Source organism: Alteromonas sp. MB-3u-76 (assembly GCF_002831605.1).
Lineage (GTDB): Bacteria > Pseudomonadota > Gammaproteobacteria > Enterobacterales > Alteromonadaceae > Alteromonas > Alteromonas hispanica.
Map to the genome: position 1 here is coordinate 1,259,290 of NZ_CP025115.1, position 24,729 is coordinate 1,284,018.

Genomic DNA, 24,729 nt, shown 5'->3' on the forward strand with positions numbered 1-24,729 from the left:
GTAAATCAGTTTACTATATTAAGAAGCCGGCTTTCAGTCGGCTTTTTTTGTTAGGAACGGCAAGAAATCTCCCACCTTTACCCCCGCTAAAACTATATAGACAAGTCAGAAAACAAAATCCTCTACGGTGTAAAAATATATTTTTATTTTGTCGAAAATGGTTTGTTTTTTAGTGCGTTACGCTCTATAAATCGTGCCGTGCTGACGAATTAATCGTCAGTGTTGAAGGTAAAAATACAATCATTTTTGAATTGGTTTAGAACGCATAAAGCGTCAACGCTACTAAAAGCACTTCGGGAAAACACCATGAATACACACTTGTCTTTACTAACTAAAAACGTACGCAGCATTCTTACTGCATCTGCTGCGTTTTCCGTTATCGCAACTGCGCCTGTTTTTGCGCAAGAAGAAAGCGATGAAACAAAAGCAGAAGATTATGAGCAAATTGCAGTAGTAGGTTCACGTGCTGCTCCGCGCTCAATTGGCGATTCAGCAGTTCCGATTGACATTATTTCCAGTGAAGACTTTAAGCAACAAGGTGCCACCGATATGGTATCCATGATGCAAACAGTTGTACCTTCATTCAACGTGAACGACCAGCCTATTAACGATGCATCAACACTTGTACGTCCAGCTAACCTTCGCGGTATGGCGTCAGACCACACGCTTGTGCTAGTAAACGGAAAGCGTCGTCATCGCTCTGCAGTTATCACGTTCCTTGGCGGCGGTCTATCAGACGGTGCACAAGGTCCAGATATTTCGGTTATACCAGCATCAGCATTGAAGCAAGTAGAAGTACTTCGTGACGGCGCCGCTGCGCAATACGGTTCAGATGCCATTGCTGGTGTTATCAACTTCGTACTCAACGACGCCTCAGAAGGCGGAACGTTTGAAGCACGTTACGGCTCTTTCTATGAAGGCGATGGTGACATGATCCAGCTCTCAGGAAATGTTGGTCTTCCACTGTCTGACAATGGATTCATTAATCTTTCAGCAGAATATCGCACTGCTGACGATACATCACGCAGCATTCAGCGCGATGACGCTGCCGCTCTTGTCGCTGCAGGAAATACCTTTGTTGCAAATCCTGCACAAATTTGGGGCTCGCCTGAAATTAAGCACGACGTAAAGCTTTTTGCTAACGCTGGCATCGAGTTGTCTGCTACTTCAGAAGCTTACATGTTTGGTAACTTCGCTGAACGTGAGGTTGAAGGCGGTTTCTATTTCCGTAATCCACACAATCGTGGTGGTGTAAACGACGGTGGTACAAATGCGGACGGCGAGCAATTGTTGCTTGTAGGCGATTTGACCGGCGATATGTCAGGTAACTGTCCTACCGATATCGTTGTAGGCGATAACGTTCTAGAAAACCCTACCTACATCAATCAGGTGCTAAATAACCCAGATTGCTTCGCGTTTAACGAGATTCTTCCAGGTGGTTTTACACCTCGCTTCGGCGGTACGGTAACGGACATGTCTCTTGTGTTCGGTACCAAAGGTGAGTTGGATAACGACATCACTTATGACGTTAGTTTAAACCTTGGCCAAAACGAAGTTGATTTTGCGATCAGCAACACAATCAACCCGTCTCTAGGCCCAGACACACCAACGTCGTTTAGCCCAGGCCGTTATACACAATCTGAACAAACTCTTGATATCGACTTTACCAAGCCTTTCGATGTTGGTTTGTATGAGCCGCTATTCGTTGCGACAGGTTTCCAATATCGCAATGAGAGTTATGAGAGCGTTGCAGGTGATACTGCCTCTTATGAAATAGGTCCGTTGGCGACACAAGGCTTTGGCATTGGCTCAAATGGTTTCCCTGGCTTGGCGGCCAATAGCCAAGGTCGTGTGTCCCGCAACAATATTGCACTTTACGTTGACGCAGAAGCCTATATCACTGAAAACTTCATGTTAGCCGGTGCGCTACGTTACGAAGATTTCTCTGACTTCGGCGATACGACTAAAGGTAAAATTGCATTCCGTTGGCAAGCGCTTGAGAACATCGCGTTCCGTGGTGCATTCTCAACTGGCTTTAAGGCACCTACGCTTGGTCAAAGTAATGTGCGTAACGTTACAACGGCATTCGGTACGGGTGGTCAGCTAATCGACCGCGCAACGCTACCGCCAACTGATCCAGTATCTCAGCTTAAAGGTGGTGAGCAGCTAACACCTGAAGAATCAGAAAGTATCACGTTTGGTATAGTAGCAGACTTCGAAAATGGTCTATTCATTACTGCGGACTACTACAATATTGAGCTGACTGACCGTATCAGTACTGCGTCTGGTATTGCCTTGACTGAAGACGATATTGCAGCACTTCTTGCGCAAGGCATTAACGATGCATCTAGCTTCCAAGAGATCAGCTTCTTTACCAATGACTTCGATACAACCACTGAAGGTCTTGATGTAGTCGCCAACTACTCGATGGAGATGATGGGCGGCGAGACTAAGTTCTCACTTGCTTACAACTGGACATCGACAGAGGTTGACCGTGCATCGGACAACATTTCAGCTGAGCGTATTCGCATGTTAGAAGATAACCTTCCAGCAGTGCGCTACAGTGCAACGGCGAACCATACGAATGGTGATTGGCGCTTCCTTGCACGCTTAAACTATTACGGTAGCATCTTTGAAGACCACTTAGATTCTGCGCTTCCAATCGATAAAGTAGGCTCAGAATTTACTGTGGACTTAGAAGTGGCTTACAACTTCACTGAAGAGTTTACTGTAACTGTAGGCGCGAAAAACGCCTTTGATGAATACCCAGATGAGAATACACAGTATGCCGGTATTGCAGGTTCGTTGTATCCAACGACCTCACCCATCGGTATCAACGGTGGCTTCTATTATCTAAGAGGTGTTTATTCTTTTTAATCGCTAACACTAGCGAACACAACTTTCACAAATGTTTCGAAGTGGAGGGGAGCTTTCGCTCCCCTTTTATTTGTCATTTCGAGCATCATTTACGTGAAAAGTGATAAAGAAACAGGCATTATTAATGCCTATGTAAGCAAATCGAAACACACCACTTTTAATATTATGAAGAGAAAGTCGACAGTAGCTGAAACCTTTTTAAAATACCGCGCTAAGTTAATGCGCGCAGTAGGTTCTATTGTTGGCGCCGACGACATTGAAGATATCGTGCAAGAAGCTTTTATAAAAAGCTATGAAGCAGAATTAAAACAAGAAATACAGTACGAGCGGACATACATGCTCAAAACAGCGCGTAATTTAGCGCTGAACCATGTTGCAAAAGCTGAGAATAAAAATAAACAGCATTTAGACGACATGGATCTTTTGCCTTACGAACTTGTTGGGCATAGTTTAGAAAAAAACGTAGAGAGCAAAGAACGTTTTATTCATTTTTGCCGAGCGACAGACACACTGTCAGCTGATGTAAAACGCGTATTTTTGCTCAAAAAAGTATATGGCATGCGACAAAAAGAGATTGCAGAGCTTGTGGGGCTGAGCGAAAGCACCGTAGAAAAGCATGTCGCCAAAGGTCTTTTAATGTGTTCTCGGTATTTGGCCGACTTATCTAAAAACACGACATCGCCCCAAGCACCCGTGAGTGCGACTCAGGACATAAGCCGTAGTTAATATGAACAATATTCGTCAATTTTCCAGTAAAGAAGATATCCAAGAGCAGGCATGCCTGTGGGTTAGTCGCCTAGATCGCGGTTTGAAAGACAATGAACTCGCAGAGCTTGATTACTGGCTGGGTGAGAGCAGCGCCCACCGACAGTCTCTCATTGATGCTGCTAGCTTGTGGGACGACATGTCAGTACTGAATGAGTTAAGTGGTTTGTTTCCAGAAGCAACCATGCGTAAAAATGACGCGGGTAAAAACAAACGTCAGCCTTCTCATTCTTCTCGTCATTATTCGAAAACTTGGGGAATTGCAGCAGCATTTTTGGTAATGGCGCTAGCCATAGGTACTGTCGTGCAGCGCGGATGGTTAGACAATAGTGCTGAGTTTGCGAGCACAAGTGAGAAGGTTGAAACCGGCGTGGGAGAGCAAAAAAATATTACTCTTGCCGATGGTTCTATTCTTCACCTGAACACTAACTCTATTGTTACTGTAGATTTTTCCCCAACAGCTCGCAGTATCGTTTTACTTAGAGGCGAGGCGCATTTTGAGGTGGCTCATGATAAGTCTCGTCCGTTTTCAGTCACCGCGGGGAAAAACACCGTCACTGCGGTAGGGACGGCGTTTAATATGCAGTACATCGATGATAACGCCTTTGAGTTGGTTGTTACCGATGGCAAGGTGTTAGTGAAAGATAGATTTAAAGATGCGTCTTCTGCAGAATCACTTTTTGGTAAGAAGTCTGTAGCGGAAGAAGGGCTTCTTATGTTCGCTGGCGAAAAGGCGACGGTTCAAGGAAAAGTAGAAGCGCGTGAGAATATGACGCAGAACGATATTGAAGATGATCTTGCATGGCAGCAGGGCATGATTGTGTTTAAGGGCGAGCCTCTTGAAGCAGTACTAGCAGAGATTGGGCGATATACGTCGGTTCGTTTCAGTATTGCTGATGAGCGCTTGCGCAAACGTCGAGTGGCGGGTTACTTTAAAGTTGGTGATATTGACGGTTTGCTAGCGGCGCTTAAAAGTAGTTTTAATATCAATTATGAGAAAGTAACAGAAACGAGCATTCAATTATCGGTAGCATCTTGATGATTGATTAAAAAGTTAGCCGGATGTCACTGCCCTTAGTGGCATCAGGCTATTGAATGTGACAATATAATAACGACAAATAGCACATCGAAAAATTATCTTGCAGTACATGCATTTTGCTAACATCTCGCACTTTATTAAACGTCAAATTTTATGTTGGCGTGAATCTGCTGTAGATACGCAGCACGGGAATGCAAAGCGAAGTGCTTTTTTTCTTGTCGTAGTTATTTCTATACTCAGTGCGATATGCTCAAACAACAGCTATGCACTGCAAAATACAATAACTGAAAAAGGGGCCCCGGCGCCTCCCATCGCTTCTCCACCTTCTTATACATTTTCGGTTAAGTCTCAATCGGCAGATGAAGCACTCACAGAATTGGCGAAGCAGGCTAACACAACATTGCTTTTTCCTTTCGATTTAGCAAAGCGCGTTAAAACCAATTCATTAGTTGGAACCTTTACGCTTAGCGAAGCTCTTCAGCAATTACTAGAAGGCACCGAACTTGCTGTTATTACTGATGAGCTAGGTGTGTTGAGTATACGCTCACGAGCGTCATTAACCACCAAGAAAGCTTCGCAGAATAAGCAAGAAGAGCAAGCCGACAACGGCAACGCACTAGAACGCATTGCTATTGTGGGAACGCGAAATACTCCCCGCAGTGCAACAGATTCTCCTGTTCCTTTAGATATCATTGGCGCAAAATCCTTAAGTTCTCAGGGCAACGCAGATGTATTGTCTATGCTCAGCGTTATGGTTCCGTCTCTTAATGTGAACGACCAGCCTATAAACGATGCAAGCAGCTTGGTTCGGCCTGCTAACCTACGGGGAATGTCATCTGATCACACGTTGTTACTGCTCAACGGTAAACGCCGCCACCGCTCTGCGGTTATTACCTTTCTTGGCGGTGGTCTGAGTGATGGTGCTCAAGGCCCAGATATTTCTGTTATCCCGGCCTACGCTTTAAAGCAGGTTGAAGTATTGCGCGATGGTGCCTCTGCGCAATACGGCTCTGACGCAATTGCTGGCGTAATTAACTTTGTGCTCAAAGATGCGAAAGCGGGCGGGAGTATTGCTCTGAAAACTGGCGCATACGGCGAGGGAGATGGTGAACTTTTCCAACTTCAGGGAAATCGAGGTTTTGCATTTGGCGACAACGGTTTTATTAATGTTACTGGGGAGTATAGACAGCAAGGTGGCACATCTCGCTCTGTTCAGCGCGATGACGCTATTGCCCTAACTCAACAAGGCAATGCATTCATCGACAACCCCGCACAAGTATGGGGGGCTTTAGATGTGGATAAAGACCTTAAATTTGCAATTAATACAGGTTTCAAATTTTCACCGTCTACCCAGCTTTATAGTTTTCTTACTGCGGCTAAAAGAGAATTATCTGGAGGTTTTTATTACCGCAACCCGCAAACCCGAGAAGGTGTGTTTAGCAGAACCGACTCCGAAACCGGGGCTCGGCGCTTAATCGTTGCCGATTTAGACGGTGTAGATAGTGGTATATCCTGTCCGTTGATAATATTGAACGACGCTAATGTGCTTGAAGATCCGAACTATCTGAAAATAGCGGATAACAGTACCCCTGTGGGCGCTAATTGTTTTGCGTTTAACGAACTTTATCCGGGCGGCTTTACGCCAAGCTTCGGCGGTGTGATTGAAGATGGCTCCGTTACCCTGGGCTTGAAAAAAGAATTACCTTACGACTGGGCGTTTGATGCAAGCGCAACGGTTGGTTACAGCAACATTGACTATAATATCAGTGGCACGGTAAACCCGTCGTTAGGTCCGGAATCGCCCACGGCCTTTGATCCCGGAGGCGTATCTCAAGTTGAGCGTACATTAAATTTAGATTTTACTAAGCTGATTCAATCGGTTTTTGAAGATCCTATCAGCATTGGTGTAGGTCTTGAATGGCGCAAAGAGACATACTTTCAAAAGGCCGGTGATATAAACTCATACATAGCCGGACCTTTTGCCTTAGAGCCACCACTTGGTTTAAACGAAGGGTTTGCGATTGGCTCAAACGGTTTTCCAGGCTATCAGCCTCAATCTGCGGGACACTGGAGTCGTAACAACTGGGCAATGTATGGCGACATAGAGCTGTTTGTTACCGAGTCATTGCAATTCGGATTGGCTTCGCGGGTAGAACATTTTAGTGATTTTGGAACGACTTTCGACGGAAAGCTCAGTACCCGCTACAAGTTAAGCGATCTGTTTGCTATTCGAGGTTCTGTTAATACGGGCTTCAAAGCGCCGACAGTGGGGCAGAGTAATGTTATCAACGTAACTACTGCTTATGGCGAAAACGGGCTTGAAGACCAAGCTACGTTACCTCCCACTGATATGATATCTATGCAATTAGGTGCAACGCCTTTGCAGCCGGAAGAGTCGGTAAATTTTAGTGTGGGGGCGGTGTTGCAAGCTAGCGACCAGTTCTTTGCTACCATCGATTATTTTAATATTAGATTAAGAGATAGAATTAGCACTACTTCAGCTATTCCACTTACTGAAAGCGATATCAATACGCTTATTCAAAACGGTCGCCCCGACGCTGCAAAATATAATGCAGCGAAATATTTCACCAACGATTTTGACACAAAAACACAAGGTATTGATGTTGTTGTTAACTATCAGTTTATGTTTGATGAGTGGCAAAACAATTTACTTTTTGCGTATAACTGGACAGACACGCAGGTAGAGCGAGTTACACTTTACCCCGCGGTTATTGATGGAAGATTACAATTAGCGCCAAACCTAACCGAGGCACGCATCCGCATGCTGGAGGATAATTTGCCGGCACACAGGGGGAGTATTACATTAGAACAACGTCTGCAGTCTTTTGAGTTTACTTGGCGACTGAATTATTTTGGTTCTTTTTATGAAGATCACCTAGATGCGTCTGCAGGGCTAGATATTTATGGAGGAGCTAGATTTACCATGGATGCGCAGTTTGCGTGGCAGTTTTCAAAGGAAACTCGGTTAACCTTAGGCGTACAGAATCTTTTTAATACACTACCAGACACGAATGTTTTTAAAGAGGAAGTTGGAGCACTCTATCCGCCGACCACGCCAGGTGGTATCAACGGCAACTTCTATTATGCGGGTTTAGAGTATTCGTTTGAGTAAACGTTAAACGCTTTTGATAGGAAATATGAAGGCGTACAGAAAATAACGTTTTAACCCACGTTTTTAAACAGGGACTCATCGATGATTGTTTGGTCAATTATTTGCTGAGCCATACCAATACATTTGCCACATTGAGAGCCCAGTTCTAAATGCTCACGCAACTCACGCATATTTCCAACACCGTTCGTTTCAACAGCGGCGCGAATACTTTTGTCGGTTACTCCGTAGCACATACATACAAACATTATTGGGCACTCCAAATGAATCTGTAAATGATAATAATTGTTATTCATGAGTTTGGCAAGTCGTGATGAGAATTATTTTCATTAAAAATTACCCAAATTGTTTAGTGGTCAAAAAAGGCTTATGTTTAGCGTCTATAGACGCTAAATTTTTAATTTCGGAGGGGCGAGTGTTAGTTAACACTCCTTTTCAAGGGGCCAGCCGCCAAGGGCTTTATAGCGGTTTACCATGTAGCAGAATAGCTCTGTGGTTTTTTGTGCGTCATACAGTGCACTGTGGGCTTCATTTTGGTCAAACTCAATACCTGCAGCGCGGCAGGCCTTAACCAATACCGTTTGGCCAAGTGCTAAACCAGCCAGGCTGGTAGTATCAAAAGACACAAAAGGGTGGAATGGGGTGCGTTTGATATTGCAGCGTTGAATGGCAGCATTGACAAAACCCTGATCGAAGGCGGCATTGTGAGCTACGATCACAGAGCGTTGGCAGTCTGCATTTTTTTGCGCCTTGCGCACGCCTTTACACAGCTCCTTCATGGCTTCACTTTCTTCTATTGCGCCTCTTAGAGCGCAATGAGGATCAATACCATTAAACTCTAATGCGGCAGGTTCAAGATTTGCGCCTTCAAAGGGTTCAATATGATAGTGAAAAGTTTGGTCTGGGTGTAACAGACCATTTTCGTCCATTTTCACCGTCACGGCAGCAAGTTCTAATAGTGCATCAGTGCCTGCAATAAATCCCGCTGTTTCAACATCTATAACAACAGGAAAGTACCCTCTAAATCGTTCAGATAAGCTAGGTATCGCAGTTGAAGACGGGGCTGTAGAAGACTTAGCAGTTGAAGACATAGACTCTCTTATAAGAACGGGTGAATTTGGATGTGACCGGCTTAACTATAGGGCACGTGTTGTTTCTGCAAAGATTATCGCAAGTATGTAAGGCAAGTGCTAGCATGAATTGTATAGAAGCTGTTTTACGGTGTGAAGTTGTTCGAGCAGGGCAGGCAAGCGCTAGGGCAAACATAGAACGTAAAGGTAGAACGCAAAAATAGAACGTTAAAACAAAAGAGGCAACCAGGGAAGTAAGCCAAGGACATTTGGCAATCAAGACTAAACTTTTCTACAATTCAGGCGATAATAACACTAAGCGCGACTCTACTACACACATTCGAATAATCTGGGAACAGGGTTTTTTATAACCTACTCTGTGCCTAAATGAAGAGTAAGTGTGGGCGTATAAGTTAAAAATTTTCATTTTCTGGGCGTCAGTATGTCTTTTACATGTAAAATCGGGTGGAAAATAAAACCTGCTATTTTATTTGCAATGCTCGTTGGTATGGCAGCGTCTGCAACGGTGTCTCACGCTGCAATGCGTCAGTATTCCGCTACCGTTGAGACTTCAAATTGGCAAGTTGAGAAGGATTCTAGGTTACAGTGCAGGCTCAACCATGATCTTCCCGGATATGGTGATGCCATGTTTACTAGCGTGGCCTCGAAGCAACTCAATATGGAGTTCGAACTTGATATGCACCTGCTGCCCAATCGATTTGACGTTGCGGCGGTATACTCAGTGCCACCTAAATGGATGCCCGGCGTAGCGCCCAAGCCAATAGCTGATATGACGATACGCAAGCAGTACAATGGTGACCTCCCACAAGACGCGGCCTGGACAATGCTGTCAGAGTTAGAAAAAGGATTCTGGCCCACTATCTACTATCAAGATTGGTACAACAAATACGATAAAGTGAGCGTTGCGTTAAACGCTAGCAACTTTACCAGCGTTTACAGAGAATTTGTAAATTGTGTTGCTAACTTACTGCCTTACACTTTCGACGATATTGCTTATACCGTGCTGTCATACAAAAATAACAGTACAGAACTCACAAAGTATTCGCAGAAACGATTAACAATGATAGGTGAATACCTCAAAGAAGATGCTGAGCTTGAGCTTGTGTTGTTAGACGGTTACACCGATAGCTATGGAGGGCGCTGGACCAACGAGCAGCTCTCTATTCAAAGAGCGAACGAAGTTAAAGACTATTTGACGACATTGGGTGTCCCTAACGATCGTATTCAACTAACAGGACATGGAGAAAAGCGTCATATTGCTCCGAATGACACCCGCGAGTCTAGGGCGCAAAACAGGCGAGTTGTGGTGCGTCTATCTAAGTCATAACCGGGCGGAATGCAAAGCGTTCGAATTGAGATAATCAGCGCGCCACTTTGCAACAGGTGGAATATGGTCGGTAAATATTCCATCTGCCTTTACTTGCGTTTTTAAGGCATTTAGTAGCTGTTCGCCAGATAGGCCTAGCGGAAGTGCATCTTGGCGGTAGGTGTAGGGGTGTATCGTTAACCCGTATTTATGCGCCTCTGAAATCCACCCTGCAGCTTTGATTGTGCTCTGATTTTTTTGCGAAGACTGCTTACCTAAAGGTTTGTCATCATAAGTTTGTGCGTCGAAAAGTTGATTGAGCCAAGGACCTATACCATCAGCATACTCAGCTACCTTAGCCATACCCTCTGCGCTGCGGATCCAGTTGTAGTCTGTCTTACTCTCGCGCCAACTGTTCTCTCCAATTAGCATAACAACCTTGCCTTTGTAGCCTAACTCGTTGCGTATGCGCTTGATTTCATTAAAGTCGAAACACTGCAAATAGCTATTATTGCTAGCGCCATCGAGTTTGTACGTTTGAAGCGCTTCTATAGCAATCTTACTGGCATCTACCCCTTCGGCTAAGTGGAACGATGGAGACTTCACTTCTGGGTAAACGCCTACAGATTTACCGAACTGCCGATTGAGCTCGCCTATTAACTCTAAGTGTTCATATAAAGTGGCAATAGAAAAGTGTGGTGCAGATGCGGAAAAGCGCTTTGCAAAAACGGGGTTTTGCTTTTTATCCTCACGCTCGTGAATGCTAAGTGTGCGTAGCTCTGCAAGTGTAAAGTCACGGGCGTAATACCTTCCATCTTTCCGAGCTCTATCAGCGAATACTTCCTCTACATTGGTCACAGTTTCTAAGTGAATATCATGAAGTACAACGGGAATATCATCTTTAGTGATAACTACGTCCTGCTCTATAAAGTCAGCGTTCAATGAAAATGCAAGAGTGGCTGCCTCAAGCGTATGCTCAGGTAAGTAGCCTGACGCACCCCGATGAGCAATAATGGCAAAAGGCTTACCAGCCATACTGGAAGAGGAAGCCGCAGAATCTTCGTGGGAAGTCGCTATTGCAAAGGAGGGCAGGTACGCCGTAAGGAGGCATGCTGTAACAAGGGTTGCAATAAAACGCGGCGCGGTAAAAAGGTATCTGGTGGCAACGCTAACTTTCATACTTATATTCCAAATGAGTCGGCTCCGAACACATCTTAAAGGCGCTTTGTTACGATATTGCTATCCAAGCGCTTCTATCCAAACTTATGTTATGCCTGTGTGGAGGTGTTTAAGGTTGCTCGGACACGGTGGATGAATCGGTTAAACACGCCTGTGATATCAAGCTATCGGCCTTCAATGAGTTCAATGGCATAGCCATCAGGGTCGCGTACGAAAGCAATGACGGTGCTACCGCCTTTTACAGGCCCCGGCTGACGATATACTTCAGCACCGTGAGCTTCAAGATTTTTACAAAAACCATAGATATCTTCCACGCCAATAGCAATATGGCCATAGGCATTACCTTTATCATAGGTATTGTCTCCCCAGTTATAAGTCAGCTCCAGCACAGTAGAATTTTCTTCATCGCCGTAACCAACAAAAGCCAGTGTGTATTCATACTTTTTGTTTTCAGACTTGCGCAATAAGCGCATGCCCATGAGCTCAGTGTAAAAGTGTAACGATGCATCGAGGTTTTCCACGCGCAGCATTGTATGCAGCATTCTCATAGTGATTCTCTCATAATAGTTTGTGTGCACTAGATATTCGCTATCTAAAAATTTAAGCAACCCAGATAAACAAAATAAGTGCAATGGGACCAAGCGTAATTAGTGTAATTAAACGCATGACGGTAAAGAATAACTCTTAAAGATATGTTTGAGAATTGCAGCGGGTTACGCTGTTCTTAAATTACCGTGAGTAACTGTTAAGCAATACTGAGTTGGTATGTTTGGTGAGGATCGCCCTTATTTCTCTAAAAGGAAGCGACGCGAAGCAGCAAAATAAAAATATTCAATAAAGTGATAGTAAACATGAGGTTAAGGAGGAGTTATCATTGCTTTAGTAATATATATACGAAATAATGGGGAAAAGGTTAGACATACTCTGCCATAGCATGTATCTTACGCGGGCTTTAGATATGTTTTACGCTTTACCTAATACTGCGCTGTACCACTCTTTTATTCCTTCAATTGAAGTTTTATATAGATATACATCTGCTTTACTAGCTCGTTTATGTCTATCGCTTATCGGTGATTTCACCACACAAACATCAATTTTTAAAAGGTATATATTATGTCTAATTCAGTAAATGGCACAGTAAAATGGTTTAACGAAGAAAAAGGTTTTGGTTTCCTAACTCAAGACGGCGGCGGTAAAGATGTATTCGTACACTTCCGTTCAATCGCTTCTGACGGTTTCAAAACTCTTTCTGAAGGCCAAGCGGTAAGCTTCGAAGTAGAACAAGGTCAAAAAGGCCCACAAGCAGCTAACGTTGTTGTTCGATAAGCTTAGCTCTAGTTAAGTTTACGAAGCAATTAGGCTCTCTTTTGAGAGCCTAATTAATAAGTTTTTTGAATTTCTATTTCTTACTATAAATTGCTGACTACAAGAGGAATACTAAAAACAAAAATATAATAATGATAAAAGAAGTAAATAATTTGCAAGCACAAACATTTAAAAACTCTCCTATACAAACTCCCATTTCAAATATATCAGTACACAAAAACAGCATTGCTTACACAGAAGTGAATGGCAAACGTCATGTTGAGTTTACCTCGAAAAAAGAAACCAGAGCTTATCTTGAATGGCTTTTAAACTTCTCTTAAGTTTGATTTAGCCAAAACCTCTTCAATATTTGATTTTCAAACCACACTTTTTACCATCAAGCAGCTGATACCAATCCGCATAGGTTATTGCCAGACTTCCCCGAAGGGCGAGTTTAAAATGTCCGTACTCTTTGTTGTGTCACCTTGATTTAGAACCACTATGCCTGCGGTAACACGCCGCAATTACGAACATTTTAAGTCTCGCTGAATGGGTAAGTATCTATGCGGACTTGTATAACATCCTTGTTCACTGGTATTTGTGTTATTTCGTGCTCTTCAAATCAACCTCTGTGTCGGCAAGTAAATATATACTGGCCGCATAAGCTGCGATATTTTGCGCAAGCTCATCAGGATTTATCTTATCCAGAGTATCATCGGGAGTGTGATGTAAATCGAAGTAATCTCGACCATTTTGATTAAGCCTAATAGTAGGGACGCCCTTTGCTGCAAGCGGAATAATATCTGGTCCGCCGCCAACAACATCTGCTGCACCTCTAATGATGCCAAGTGGTGACAGTATTTTAGCAATCTCATCGACCAATATTGTAGCCTCTGGGTTGACGTTTGAGACGAGCTGCCAAATAGTTTGTGCGCCAAAATCGGATTCAGTGGCTATAACATGATTAGCCAAATTAGCTTCATGCTGTTTCGCATAGGCAAACGCACCTAGTAAACCAACTTCTTCGGCTCCGAACATAACAACGCGAATAGTGCGTTTTGGCCTAGTTGGAAGTTTAGCGATAAGTGCCGCAGCTGCTGTGGTAATAGCAATACCAGCACCATCATCTACCGCGCCAGTTCCCAGATCCCAGCTATCTAAGTGGCCGCCAATTAGCACAATTTCTTCTGGTTTTTCACTACCCACGATATCCATTACAACATTGCCGCTGTTTACTTCACCCTTCCATTTCGACTCACTGTGAAGTGACAATGCAAGAGGCTTATCTGTGCGATACAAACGACGTAAATGGTCTGCATCGGGGTTAGAAATAGCTATTACCGGTATTTCTGCCCATTTATCACCGTTCTTACTCATCATACCTGTATGAGGAAAACGATGGGAGTCAGAGCCTACTGAGCGCACTACAAGGGCGCTAGCACCTCCACGCTGAGCGTGCTGCCAACCAATGCGGCGGCGTTGATTAGCCTGTCCATAGCCTGCTCCCGTCTGGCTTTTGACCATAGCATCTCCGTCTACAAAGGCAATTTTACCCTGCAGTTCGCCGTCTTTTACTTCAGTTAACGCATGAATATCACGAAAGTAAACCACATCTGCGTTTACTTCGCTTTTACTTGGCGCAGCTCCGCCCAGCGCAGTTCCGTATAGTTCTTGCTGATAAGGAGAGGTTAATGCAATGTGTAGATGCCCTCTGTCCCAAAAAGGCATACTAAATTCTTCTATCGTAACCTTGTCGAACCCCAACTCTTTGCCTAAGTCTGCGCCCCAGTCTCGAGCGCGCTTTTCGGCTTCAGAGCCTCCTAACCGCGGGCCAACTTCTGTGGTTAAAGAGGTAACAATATCGTAGCCTAATTTGCTATTTAACGCGGTTTCAATTAATTGTTCAGCAGTGTCTTTCTGCGTATCTGTAATAGGGGAGGGGGCGGCTGATAATGAAGCGCTTAACACGCCCATTAATACACCGAATGTGGCGGCTTTTAGTTGTAGCATGACATCTCCAAATTCTTATAAAGTGCTTATCAAGATTTTATGTAGTTATTTTATACTTTTTGTTATTTATGCGGACCGATGGTTTTGTCCAATCATAGCTGTTGAAACTAGAATGTCGATACGGTGTGCTGTCAGTGTAGTATTTAAGGAGATAGATTGAATATTTAGGCGTGAGCTTTGGCAACTATGAAGAAAGGGCAATGCTAAAGATAGAGTAACGCTACAGTACCAGCAAGACAGTGGCTAGAGTCTATTTTTAAACTAACCTTTACGTTTTGACGTTTGCGCAAGTTTTTTGTCTTTTTTCTCTTTTTCTTTCAATACTTCGTTAATAAAGCTCTTTCGCCCAAACTCTCTCGTAATAATACATCTATCGAGTGAAAAGCCTCGTGCAGGGCAATATTCGCGACCATAAAATATAATCTGCAGGTGAAGGTCGTTCCACTTTTCTCTGGGGAATAAGCGTTTCGCATCTCTCTCGGTTTGCTCGACGCTTTTACCATTAGACAGACCCCATCGATACATCAAACGATGAATGTGGGTATCTACGGGAAATGCGGGTACACCAAACGCTTGAGACATTACTACTGAGGCGGTTTTGTGGCCTACTGCTGGCATGGCTTCAAGCGCGGCAAAGTCTTTAGGTACCTCACCGTTATGCTGCTTTATAATCATATCTGATAGATGCCAGATACCTTTTGATTTCATTGGTGAGAGACCACATGGCCTTATGATATTTTGAATTTCCTCAATACTCATTGAAACCATATCGTAGGGATTATCGGCTATGGCAAAGAGTTTAGGTGTTATCTGGTTAACGCGCTCGTCGGTACATTGTGCTGAAAGTAAAACAGCCACTAAGAGGGTGTAAGGATCTTTGTGATCTAGAGGCACTGGAACTTCTGGGTAAAGTTCATCGAGAATATCCATAATAGCCTGAACTTTCTCTTTTTTTGTTAACGTTTTCACTGCACTACCCATGTAATGTATACCTTATTTGTTCTTATTTATTTTGGTTTAAGCAATGAGAGTTAAGCATACATAAACTACTTTTTACGCCTCTGCCGTTACTCTAGCCCTTTCTGCTTTCTCTTTTGGTGCTGTTTCTCTTGCTGCCAGCTTCGCATCTATCATATTTTTTAATGCTATTAACAAGCCCATTGCGAGAAAAGCGCCAGGAGGAAGAATGGCGAGTAAAAACGGGCTATCGGTCTCAAATAGAACAACTGTCCAGTTTTTAGCAGCATCGCCAAAGAGTCTATCGGCTCCAGCGAGTAGAGTGCCTGCACCTAACACCTCTCTCAAACCGCCGAGAATAACCAGAACAGCTGTAAAACCAAGCCCCATCATGGCACCGTCATACGCTGACGCCAGCGGCTTATTTTTCGAGGCAAAAGCCTCCGCTCGGCCAATGATGGCGCAGTTAGTCACAATTAAAGGAATAAAAATCCCCAGTGCTAAATATAGCTCGTAGGTGTAGGCGTTCATAAGAAGCTGCACAATAGTCACAAACGAGGCAATGATCATAACGAACACAGGTATACGGATTTCATTGCGCACAATGTTACGCACTAAAGATACGGTTACATTACTGCCAATGAGCACAAGCATTGTGGCGAGGCCAAGGCCTAAGCCATTAATGAAGGTTGAGGTTACCGCTAGCAGCGGACAGAGTCCGAGAAGCTGCACTAGAGCAGGGTTGTTCTTCCATAGCCCTTGAAGCGATAGGTCGCGAAAATCGGTCATTATATTTGCTCCTCAGATGTTTGGTGATCAGCAGCTTGACTTTTCACTGCCTGAACATCTGCCGTGTCTGTTGTGTCGCAGGCATTTGCCGCATCAAATAATACCTGCTGATTGGTTTCAACGTACAAAAGAGCGTTTTTCACTGCACTCACTACTGCTCTAGGGGTAATTGTTGCGCCAGTAAACTGGTCAAACTCACCACCGTCTTTCTTAACTTGCCATGGCGCCAGGTTATCACTTGAGAAATCTTTGCCAGCAAAGGAAGTTATCCAATCACTTATCGCAAGCTCTACTTTATCACCAAGTCCTGGTGTCTCTTTATGCTCCACTACGCGAACGCCTAGCACCTCTAATTGGGTGTTAACGCCAATCACCATATCAATGTTGCCGCTATATCCATCGGGCGCTGTTGCCTGAACGACTAGCGCACTTGGTGAATTATCTAAACGCGCTCTATAAATCGCATGCTGACCAGGTCCTAATGATTTTGACTCAGTGACAGTACAGTCAGCATACAGCGCATTGGTGTGTAGGTTGTTAGGAACTACTTCGTTTAGAACACTGAGTAACTTGCGCTTCTTTTGTTCTTCGATGGTGTCCTTGGTACCAAAAAAAGTAACGGCAATAAGTGCTGTGGTAACAATGGCAAATGCACCTAGCATAGCGCCATTTTTAACTAAGCTATCTTTCAACATTACTTTGCACCTCGTTTACTGGTCACATTCTTGCCATAGACTCGGGGGCGAGTGTAATAGTCGATTAAGGGTACCGCCATATTCATGATAATCACGGCAAAGGCGACCGCGTCTGGGTATCCACCAAAGACACGAATAATTACAATCCAAAACCCAATTGCGGCACCAAAGATAATGCGGCCTCTAGGTGTAGTTGAGGCTGATACTGGATCTGTTGCGATAAAGAAAGCGCCAACGATAACAGCGCCATTTAATAAGTGAAAGAGTGGTGACGCGTAAACATCGCCATTAGCTAAATGCAAAACGGCTGCGCAGATAAATACACTCACAATCATGCTGCCGGGAATATGCCAACTAATGACACGAGTTTTTACAAGTGCAAGACCGCCAAGTAAGTAGGCTAGGCTAACCCATCCCCATCCTGCGCCGGCAGCATCAAAGAAGCTTCCGTTAAATGTCGCCTTTGATAATGATTCTGAGTAGGTTAGCCCTTGAGTCAGATCGGTTTTTAACGTATCCAACGGCGTTGCCATTGTCACGCCGTCGGCGATAGTTCTCAACTGAGTAACGTCGTAGCCGCTGGTGGTGAAACCGGTAAAAATAAGTGATACAGAGTCTAAAAAGCTGGGTGTAATCCCCGCTTGCGTTGTAGCAGGAAGCCAGAGGCTCATCGCGGCTGGAAACGAAATAAGTAAAACCACGTAGGCAATCATAGCAGGGTTGAAAATATTGAAACCTAGACCGCCGTAAACTTGTTTTGCTACCCCAATGGCAAAAAACACGCCAATAACCGTCATCCACCAAGGTAGAGTGGGGGGGATACTTATAGCGATTAAAAGTCCGGTGAGTGCTGCACTATAATCGGTAAGTGTTCTTTCTATAGGTCGCTTTCTTAGATATAAGATAACACCTTCAAAAAGAACAGCGCTAAACACCGCAATTATCGCTTGAATTAGCATTCCCCAGCCAAAGAAGAATGTCTGAGCTAGCATGCCAGGAATCATTGCATAAATAACAATACGCATGACTTGCCCAGTGTCACGTCTGACTCTTTGATGTGGTGAGCTTGATAAACTTAGTTTCATTTCGACTCTTTCTCTTTATCAGCCGCCGCTTTTTTAGCCTTCGCTTTTGCCACTGCCGCCGCTATGCGCGCCTTTTTGTCATCTGGCGTCGTGTTACCGGTAGATACAGAAGTATCATTACTTGTATCGCTAGTCATCGCATCGTCTGTGTGAGCATAGCTGTTTGCAGAATTGCTATTTGCGGCATTGCTGGCCGACGTACTGCCTTGAGCACTCGCTTTTTTGGCTTTAGCCTTTGCTACTGCCGCAGCAATACGCGCTTTTTTTGCTTCAGCTGCTGAAGTTGCTCCACCGCTGGCTTCGGAAGCGTTAGGCTCCTTGGGAGATACTCCGCTCTCATTTCTGCTCTCATTTCCGCTTTCCTTTGAACTGTCTTTTGCGTTGTCTGAGGTAGATTGAGTGCTTTCAACTTGGTGAGCCTCGTTTGACGGGGCGTGTGACGGGGCATTATCTTTTGTTTCTTGCGCCGCTTTTTTTGCCTTCGCACGAGCTATAGCCGCAGCTACTTTAGCCTTTTTAGCATCGGCCGATGTGGAATCAGCGTTGTGCGTTTCAGCGAGTGGTGCATCTGGGTTTTTCGCTGAGCTAGCTTGAGCTTCTTTTTTCGCTTTTGCTCTCGCTATTGCTGCTGCGACTTGCGCCTTTTTGTCGTTGGCTGCAGTTTGAGTTTTATTATCTTCGTCAGCGACTTGCGAGTTCGTCTCGGAAATTGGTTTAGAGGAAACATCCCCTGTTGATGAGTTTGCTTGAAGAGCGGCTTTTTTAGCCTTGGCCCTAGCAAGTGCTGCGGCAACTTTATCTTTTGTTTCGTTTACCGGTGAAGCAGCTTCTTCTGCGCCAGAAGGCTTGGCTTTGCTTGCTGCGAGCCTTGCTTCTTTCGCCTTGCGATGCTTTTCCTCTCTTTCACGCTTCTCTCGCTCAAGCCTTTCGTTTCGTGCTTCAAAGCGCTGCTTGGCTTTTTCTGCCTTATTTCTTTCGTCTCGCTGCAGTCGAATATCTGCTTTTGCCTGCCGGTAGTAGTGAACCAAGGGGATCTCACTTGGGCATACGTATGCACATGCGCCGCACTCTATACAGTCAAATAAGTCGTAGTCTTCTGTTTTGTCATATTCTTTCGCTTTAGCATGCCAAAACATTTGCTGAGGCAGCAGCGAGGCAGGGCAAGCATCTGCGCAAGCGCTACAGCGAATGCAGGGGCGCTCAGCCCCTTCGTCTACCAATTCTTTTTTGCTGGGAACTAGCAGGCAGTTTGTGGTTTTAACAATAGGAATTGTTGCGTCTGATAGGGTGAAGCCCATCATAGGGCCGCCCATAACTACCTTAGGTACTTTTTGCTTTTTAGGGTTGTATTCAGCCTGTTCAAGAAGATGCGCGACAGGAGTACCAATGAGCGCTCTGAAATTCCCCGGCTTCTGAACGGCTTCTCCTGTTACGGTAACAATGCGCTCTATCAAAGGTTTGCCTTGCAAAATCGCATCGGCTACGGCGTAGCACGTGCCCACATTGAACATTACAATGCCAATATCTATGGGTAAGCCGTCGCGAGGAACTTCTCTGCCGGTTAATACCTGTATAAGTTGTTTTTCGCCGCCTGCCGGGTACTTAGTTTCTACACTCACTACGCGGTAAGATTCTTTATCTTGGCAAGCAATGTTCAGAGCTTGGAGAGCCTCAGGCTTATTATCTTCAATGGCAATAATTATCGCCTGAGGGTTAATAAGGTGGGCCAAAATATCTAAGCCCTGACTAATTTGCCACGCATGCTCTCGCATCAGTCTGTCGTCTGACGTGATGTATGGCTCGCATTCAATGCCATTAAGTACTAAGAATTCGATTGGCTTCGACGTGGAAGTCTTAATATGGGTAGGGAAGCCAGCGCCCCCCATTCCCGAGATACCCGCTTGACAGATATGCTTAATGATCTCGTTTTTATTCTCGTCAAGATAATTGGGTAGGGGCTCCAAGTCGCACCACGTATCATTACCATCAGGCTTAAGCGTAATACACATTTCGGTTAAGCCGCTTGGGTGCGCAACTACATGCGGCGCAATTGCGATAATTTCGCCAGAGGTTGGAGCGTGAACTGGCACGGCGAAGGGCGTGGCGCTCTGCGACAATATTTGGCCTTTGTAAACCCTATCACCTACCTCTACGCAGCACGCACCATCTGATCCAATATGTTGACGCATAGGAATGATGAGGTGTTCGGGAAGTGACGGGGTTTGTATCGACGTGTTATTAGACAGAGATTTTCTATCGTCAGGATGCACGCCACCTGGGAAGGAGTAGAGTTTACCGTCGTTAAGGTTTTCTATAATGGAATCGAAGCTAGGAGACAACACAATTAAGACACCATTTTTATAGGAATGTCACCTTTCGGTGAGGCAGAAAAGTCCCAGTTCCACGTGGATGTGGTTTGCACCAGTGGAACCATGTCGATGCAGTCTACAGGGCAGGGGGCAACACAAAGATCGCAACCAGTACACTCATCAGTAATAACCGTATGCATGTGCTTTGCCGCACCTAAAATTGCGTCCACCGGACATGCTTGAATACACTTTGTGCATCCAATGCATTCGTCCTCGCGAATAAACGCGACTTTTTTTGAGTCTTCTTCACCGTGTGCAGCATCAAGGGGTTTTGCTTCTACCCCCATCAGGTCGGCTAACTTTTTAATCGTGGATTCACCGCCAGGAGGACACTTGTTAATATCATCCCCATTAGCAATAGCCTCTGCATAAGGCTTACAACCCGGATAACCACACTGACCGCACTGTGTTTGCGGCAAAATTTCATCAATTTGATCAACAAGAGGGTCGCCTTCTACGTGGAAGCGAATACTCGCGTAGCCTAAAATTAAACCAAAAATAACGGCCAATATGCCAATTGTGATAACTGCGAAAGAAATAGACATTATACTTTCACCAACCCACTGAAACCCATAAATGCCAGCGACATTAACCCAGCGGTTATCATTGCGATTGAGGCCCCTTTAAACGCAACCGGAACATCCGCTGCGGCGAGTCGTTCACGCATAGCTGCAAACAATATAAGTACCAATGAGAAGCCGAGCGCAGCGCCGAAACCATATATAAGGCTTTGCATAAAGTTGTGTTGCTCAGTTAAATTTAACAAGGCAACACCAAGCACAGCGCAGTTTGTTGTAATAAGAGGAAGAAAGATCCCCAGAAGCCTGTAGAGTGTAGGACTGGTTTTATGGACAACCATTTCAGTAAACTGCACTACCACTGCAATAACTAGAATAAAGGCTAAAGTTCTCAGATAACTCAACCCGAGAGGGGCAAGAAGATAAGTTTCCACGAGATAACTCGATGCCGATGCTAGCGTGAGTACAAAGGTAGTAGCCATAGACATACCCATCGCAGTTTCGAGCTTGCTCGAAACTCCCATAAATGGACATAGCCCTAAAAACTTCACCAAAACGAAGTTGTTTACCAATACTGTGCCAATCAAAAGCAGTAGAAATTCAGTCATGAAAAAACCAACATGGGAAAACAATTCCTTCAACAATTGCTAGGGTCATTGCCCACGAATAAAAAAGAAAGCGATGTAGCGCTATTATCCCTTTTTAAGGCAGGTTTAACAACTTGATTGAATTAGGGTAATTTAATGTATTGTTGTATCTAAAAGGGTAAATAAAAACGGAATTTTAGAGTGGTAACCTAAGCTAGTGGAGCTTTAGCCAATTAAGTGGCTCCCCCTCCCCGACTCGAACGGGGGACCTGCGGATTAACAGTCCGTCGCTCTAACCAACTGAGCTAAGGGGGAATTGACACTTAATTTGTTGTTGAAAGCTTGGCTCCCCCTCCCCGACTCGAACGGGGGACCTGCGGATTAACAGTCCGTCGCTCTAACCAACTGAGCTAAGGGGGACCTGTGCTTCAACGGAGGCGAATATTAAAGAGGTACATTGTTGCTGTCAACAATATATCTAAAATATTTGTTCTGACTGCACAAAAAATAGCTTTTCTTGCCTTTTGTGCTTAATTTGTCGTCAGTACGGTAAAATTTGTGCTTAATTACTGAGCATAGGGCCGTATCCTGCCGATTAAATATTATTTTCCTAGTGCTGAAAGAGACTGTGGAATGTCTAAATTCGCATATCGGTTATTGCGCGAATGCTATAACAAAAAAGAATAAAAAAAAGCTTTCATACTGGTATTATGTACAGGCGTTCATAAATCTGTAACCTGAACCTAAGGATTAAAAGGTTAGTCATTACTTACCTTTTATGAGACTTTTTGTTCAACAAATCCCGCCAACTATGGCCTGCCGTTAGTTATCCACTAATTCTGTGGATAACTATGTTGATAGGTTGATTTTATGCTTATTTACAGAACGATCATAATGCTTTTGATCAGTATATGTCGAGTGGGTTATTTTTTGTTTTTTGATAAAAATCAATTAATTAAAGTCAATTTGCAGATCTATTAAGCAGATCGACCTTGATCCCATGGATAAATTTTAGCTTGTGTGTTAATTCAACGAATGTCTAAAAGCCAAACAGCTAAATTTATGTTTTTTCAATAATTGTTACATGTTTATAACATCATTAACGCTTTGCTAATGGGAACTGATTTTCTAAATTTGCCGCTTATACCGCACTCCAATGGGCGAATCGAGTGAGTAGTAACGAGGTTGAAAGTTGGAAAGAGACTTTATTTCTCTATCTTCTGATAACAAACATTAAACTACCAAGGCAAAATCTTATTTCAACCTATTCGCATTAAAAGCTGCTCTAAAGAATATTTTCATCAAAAACAAAATCAGGTTTAAAGGCGCACTAAATATCTATTTCATCGCTTAGCCGTGGCATAACAACCAGCACTCTTTTAAACTACCGCCGTTGGGCTGCACAGTGGAGGGGAATAGGTGCACGGGAATAAGTGTGCAGCGCAATAGACGCGCGGCAAAAAGCTTTTTGCTATAAACCTTTTTTATAAATAGTAAGTAAACGTGTTTTGATTTTAAATCGAGGTTTTGTTTTTAAATCGCAATAATAGCGCTGTTAGTATCGCACTTATTTTACATATAGGCGTATAGATATCTACATACGTTGTCTGACGCCAAGACAAGAAATAAAAAAACGCACAGGAGAGTAAGTGATTAAAGACCAGCGAGATCGTAAAGTGTCCAACTTATTGGAAGGCGACATAGGCCCAACATTAAAGCGTATGACTATTCCGATGATTTTGGGCATGGTCATGATGATGAGCTTTGGCTTAATTGATACTTTTTTTGTAAGCCTCCTTGGCACCGATCCCTTAGCAGCAATTAGTTTTACTTTTCCTGTGACGTTTACCGTCATTAGCTTAACCATAGGTCTTGGAATTGGCACATCAGCAACGATTGGACGCTTGCAGGGAAGTAAAGAGCTAGAGAAGTCTAAGCTGTATGCCACTGGCTCATTGACTCTATCTGCAATGCTAGTAGGCGTGTTGGCCACTATAGGTTTCTTCTCAATAACCCCCGTTTTTTCCATGCTCAATGCCTCTGCACGTCTAATGCCTTATATCTCTGACTATATGGGCTTGTGGTATATATCGAGTGTTTTTCTCGCTCTCCCTATGGTAGGCAACAGCGTATTAAGAGCATGTGGCGATACGAAAACTCCCAGTATCGTTATGGCGTCTGTCGGCGGTTTAAATGCGTTGCTTGACCCGTTATGCATTTTTGGTTTTGGGCCTATCCCTGCAATGGGAATTAAAGGCGCTGCACTTGCCACCTTTATTGCTTGGTTAGTAGGCGCCGGTTGGATTATTTACATCTTGGCCGTACGTCGTAAGTTAATGCTTCCAAGGTTGCTCTCATTTGCTGAATTGCGCACCAGTAGCAGAGATATTCTAAAAATAGGATTGCCCGCCGCGGGGGCGAACATGCTTACACCGATTGCCGGGGGAGTGATGACCGCCATAGTTGCCGCCTACGGAGCTGAGGCTGTAGCTGCCTGGGGGGTAGGGAATCGAATGGAATCAATTGCTAATATAGTGGTGTTAGCACTATCAATGACTCTCCCTCCATTTATAAGTCAAAACTTTGGTGCATCACAAATAGAGCGTGTTAAGCATGCTTATTCGCTCGCGCTTAAATTTGTTTTAGTATGGCAATTCGTAGTGTTTCTCGCCATGTGGGGGCTGTCTGATTGGATTGCACAGGCATTTGCAAATGAAGCTAAAGTGAGTGCGTTAATTCAACTGTTCCTTATGATTGTGCCACTAGGCTATGGCATGCAGGGGATCATAGTGTTAACGAATTCATCGTTGAACGCTATGCATCGTCCTATGGCCGCGCTAATTCTTAGTATCATCCGCTTATTCGTTTTCTTCGTACCCATTAGTATTGCGGGCAGTTACTTATACGGCCTGCAAGGACTATTTATTGGTAACGTTATTGCAAACGTGGCCATGGCGGGTGTTTCTCTTGTCGTGTTTAAAAAAGCAATAGCGCAGTGCGACCACAGCTCTGTTAGCTCAAAATAAA

General features: G+C 44.2%; 20 protein-coding genes and 2 tRNA genes. 8 read left to right on the top strand and 14 right to left on the bottom strand.

Going from position 1 to position 24,729, the window contains the following annotated elements:
* Positions 1-306 precede the first annotated feature (306 nt).
* From CW735_RS05685 to CW735_RS05700, 4 genes are all read left to right on the top strand, one after another.
* Complete coding sequence (locus CW735_RS05685; protein ID WP_071979556.1) at positions 307-2,877, top strand: TonB-dependent receptor plug domain-containing protein; 2,571 nt, start codon at positions 307-309, stop codon at positions 2,875-2,877.
* Positions 2,878-3,042: 165 nt separating this feature from the next.
* Complete coding sequence (locus tag CW735_RS05690; protein WP_442855910.1) at positions 3,043-3,603, top strand: RNA polymerase sigma factor; 561 nt, start codon at positions 3,043-3,045, stop codon at positions 3,601-3,603.
* A 1-nt stretch (position 3,604) separates the two neighbouring features.
* Positions 3,605-4,681 (top strand): FecR family protein, encoded by a 1,077-nt coding sequence (locus tag CW735_RS05695; RefSeq protein ID WP_071979554.1) that lies wholly within the window; start codon positions 3,605-3,607, stop codon positions 4,679-4,681.
* 109 nt (positions 4,682-4,790) lie between these two features.
* Complete coding sequence (locus CW735_RS05700) at positions 4,791-7,814, top strand: TonB-dependent receptor plug domain-containing protein (protein ID WP_083595243.1); 3,024 nt, start codon at positions 4,791-4,793, stop codon at positions 7,812-7,814.
* Positions 7,815-7,864: 50 nt separating this feature from the next.
* Here the strand turns inward: CW735_RS05700 and CW735_RS05705 are convergent, their stop codons facing one another.
* Positions 7,865-8,059, bottom strand: coding sequence for a bacterioferritin-associated ferredoxin (locus tag CW735_RS05705; RefSeq protein WP_032094496.1), 195 nt, complete (start codon positions 8,057-8,059; stop codon positions 7,865-7,867).
* A 174-nt stretch (positions 8,060-8,233) separates the two neighbouring features.
* Positions 8,234-8,902 (bottom strand): ribonuclease T, encoded by a 669-nt coding sequence (gene rnt / locus CW735_RS05710; protein WP_071979553.1) that lies wholly within the window; start codon positions 8,900-8,902, stop codon positions 8,234-8,236.
* Positions 8,903-9,323: 421 nt separating this feature from the next.
* On the opposite strand from rnt, the gene CW735_RS05715 reads away from it, so the two are divergent.
* Entirely contained in the window at positions 9,324-10,229 is a 906-nt protein-coding gene (locus CW735_RS05715; RefSeq protein ID WP_071979552.1) for a flagellar protein MotY, read from the top strand.
* Here the strand turns inward: CW735_RS05715 and glpQ are convergent.
* Both glpQ and gloA read right to left on the bottom strand, forming a co-directional pair.
* A complete protein-coding gene (glpQ, locus tag CW735_RS05720; protein ID WP_083595242.1) occupies positions 10,224-11,387 on the bottom strand; it encodes a glycerophosphodiester phosphodiesterase in 1,164 nt (387 codons plus the stop codon). The two genes, CW735_RS05715 and glpQ, sit on opposite strands and share 6 nt — an antisense overlap.
* Positions 11,388-11,551: 164 nt before the next feature.
* On the bottom strand, positions 11,552-11,935 hold the full coding sequence (gloA, locus tag CW735_RS05725; protein ID WP_071979551.1) for a lactoylglutathione lyase: 384 nt from the start codon (positions 11,933-11,935) through the stop codon (positions 11,552-11,554).
* Between the two features lie 565 nt (positions 11,936-12,500).
* Here gloA and cspE point away from each other — a divergent pair.
* The gene (cspE, locus tag CW735_RS05730) at positions 12,501-12,713 is read left to right on the top strand and encodes a transcription antiterminator/RNA stability regulator CspE (RefSeq protein WP_032094499.1); all 213 of its coding nucleotides are present in this window, start codon (positions 12,501-12,503) and stop codon (positions 12,711-12,713) included.
* Positions 12,714-12,844: 131 nt separating this feature from the next.
* A complete protein-coding gene (locus CW735_RS05735; protein ID WP_071979550.1) occupies positions 12,845-13,033 on the top strand; it encodes a hypothetical protein in 189 nt (62 codons plus the stop codon).
* Between the two features lie 262 nt (positions 13,034-13,295).
* Here the strand turns inward: CW735_RS05735 and CW735_RS05740 are convergent, their stop codons facing one another.
* The 10 genes from CW735_RS05740 to CW735_RS05785 form a co-directional block, all read right to left on the bottom strand.
* Positions 13,296-14,666, bottom strand: coding sequence for a M20/M25/M40 family metallo-hydrolase (locus CW735_RS05740; RefSeq protein WP_332249013.1), 1,371 nt, complete (start codon positions 14,664-14,666; stop codon positions 13,296-13,298).
* A 297-nt stretch (positions 14,667-14,963) separates the two neighbouring features.
* Complete coding sequence (gene nth, locus CW735_RS05745; RefSeq protein WP_100971248.1) at positions 14,964-15,683, bottom strand: endonuclease III; 720 nt, start codon at positions 15,681-15,683, stop codon at positions 14,964-14,966.
* Positions 15,684-15,755: 72 nt separating this feature from the next.
* Positions 15,756-16,448, bottom strand: coding sequence for an electron transport complex subunit E (locus CW735_RS05750; RefSeq protein ID WP_071979547.1), 693 nt, complete (start codon positions 16,446-16,448; stop codon positions 15,756-15,758).
* The gene (gene rsxG, locus CW735_RS05755) at positions 16,448-17,143 is read right to left on the bottom strand and encodes an electron transport complex subunit RsxG (protein WP_100971250.1); all 696 of its coding nucleotides are present in this window, start codon (positions 17,141-17,143) and stop codon (positions 16,448-16,450) included. Before rsxG ends, CW735_RS05750 begins: the two co-directional genes overlap by 1 nt.
* Entirely contained in the window at positions 17,143-18,228 is a 1,086-nt protein-coding gene (gene rsxD, locus CW735_RS05760) for an electron transport complex subunit RsxD (protein WP_100971252.1), read from the bottom strand. Before rsxD ends, rsxG begins: the two co-directional genes overlap by 1 nt.
* Positions 18,225-20,567: an electron transport complex subunit RsxC gene (gene rsxC, locus CW735_RS05765; RefSeq protein WP_100973180.1), complete on the bottom strand. Its 2,343-nt coding sequence runs from the start codon at positions 20,565-20,567 to the stop codon at positions 18,225-18,227. Before rsxC ends, rsxD begins: the two co-directional genes overlap by 4 nt.
* A 5-nt stretch (positions 20,568-20,572) precedes the next feature.
* Positions 20,573-21,142, bottom strand: coding sequence for an electron transport complex subunit RsxB (gene rsxB / locus CW735_RS05770; protein ID WP_100971254.1), 570 nt, complete (start codon positions 21,140-21,142; stop codon positions 20,573-20,575).
* The gene (rsxA, locus tag CW735_RS05775; RefSeq protein ID WP_071979542.1) at positions 21,142-21,723 is read right to left on the bottom strand and encodes an electron transport complex subunit RsxA; all 582 of its coding nucleotides are present in this window, start codon (positions 21,721-21,723) and stop codon (positions 21,142-21,144) included. Before rsxA ends, rsxB begins: the two co-directional genes overlap by 1 nt.
* A gap of 217 nt (positions 21,724-21,940) precedes the next feature.
* Positions 21,941-22,017: transfer RNA gene (locus CW735_RS05780), tRNA-Asn, on the bottom strand.
* A gap of 28 nt (positions 22,018-22,045) precedes the next feature.
* Positions 22,046-22,122: transfer RNA gene (locus CW735_RS05785), tRNA-Asn, on the bottom strand.
* A 1,313-nt stretch (positions 22,123-23,435) separates the two neighbouring features.
* On the opposite strand from CW735_RS05785, the gene CW735_RS05790 reads away from it, so the two are divergent.
* A complete protein-coding gene (locus CW735_RS05790; RefSeq protein WP_442857504.1) occupies positions 23,436-24,728 on the top strand; it encodes an MATE family efflux transporter in 1,293 nt (430 codons plus the stop codon).
* Position 24,729: the final 1 nt, after the last annotated feature.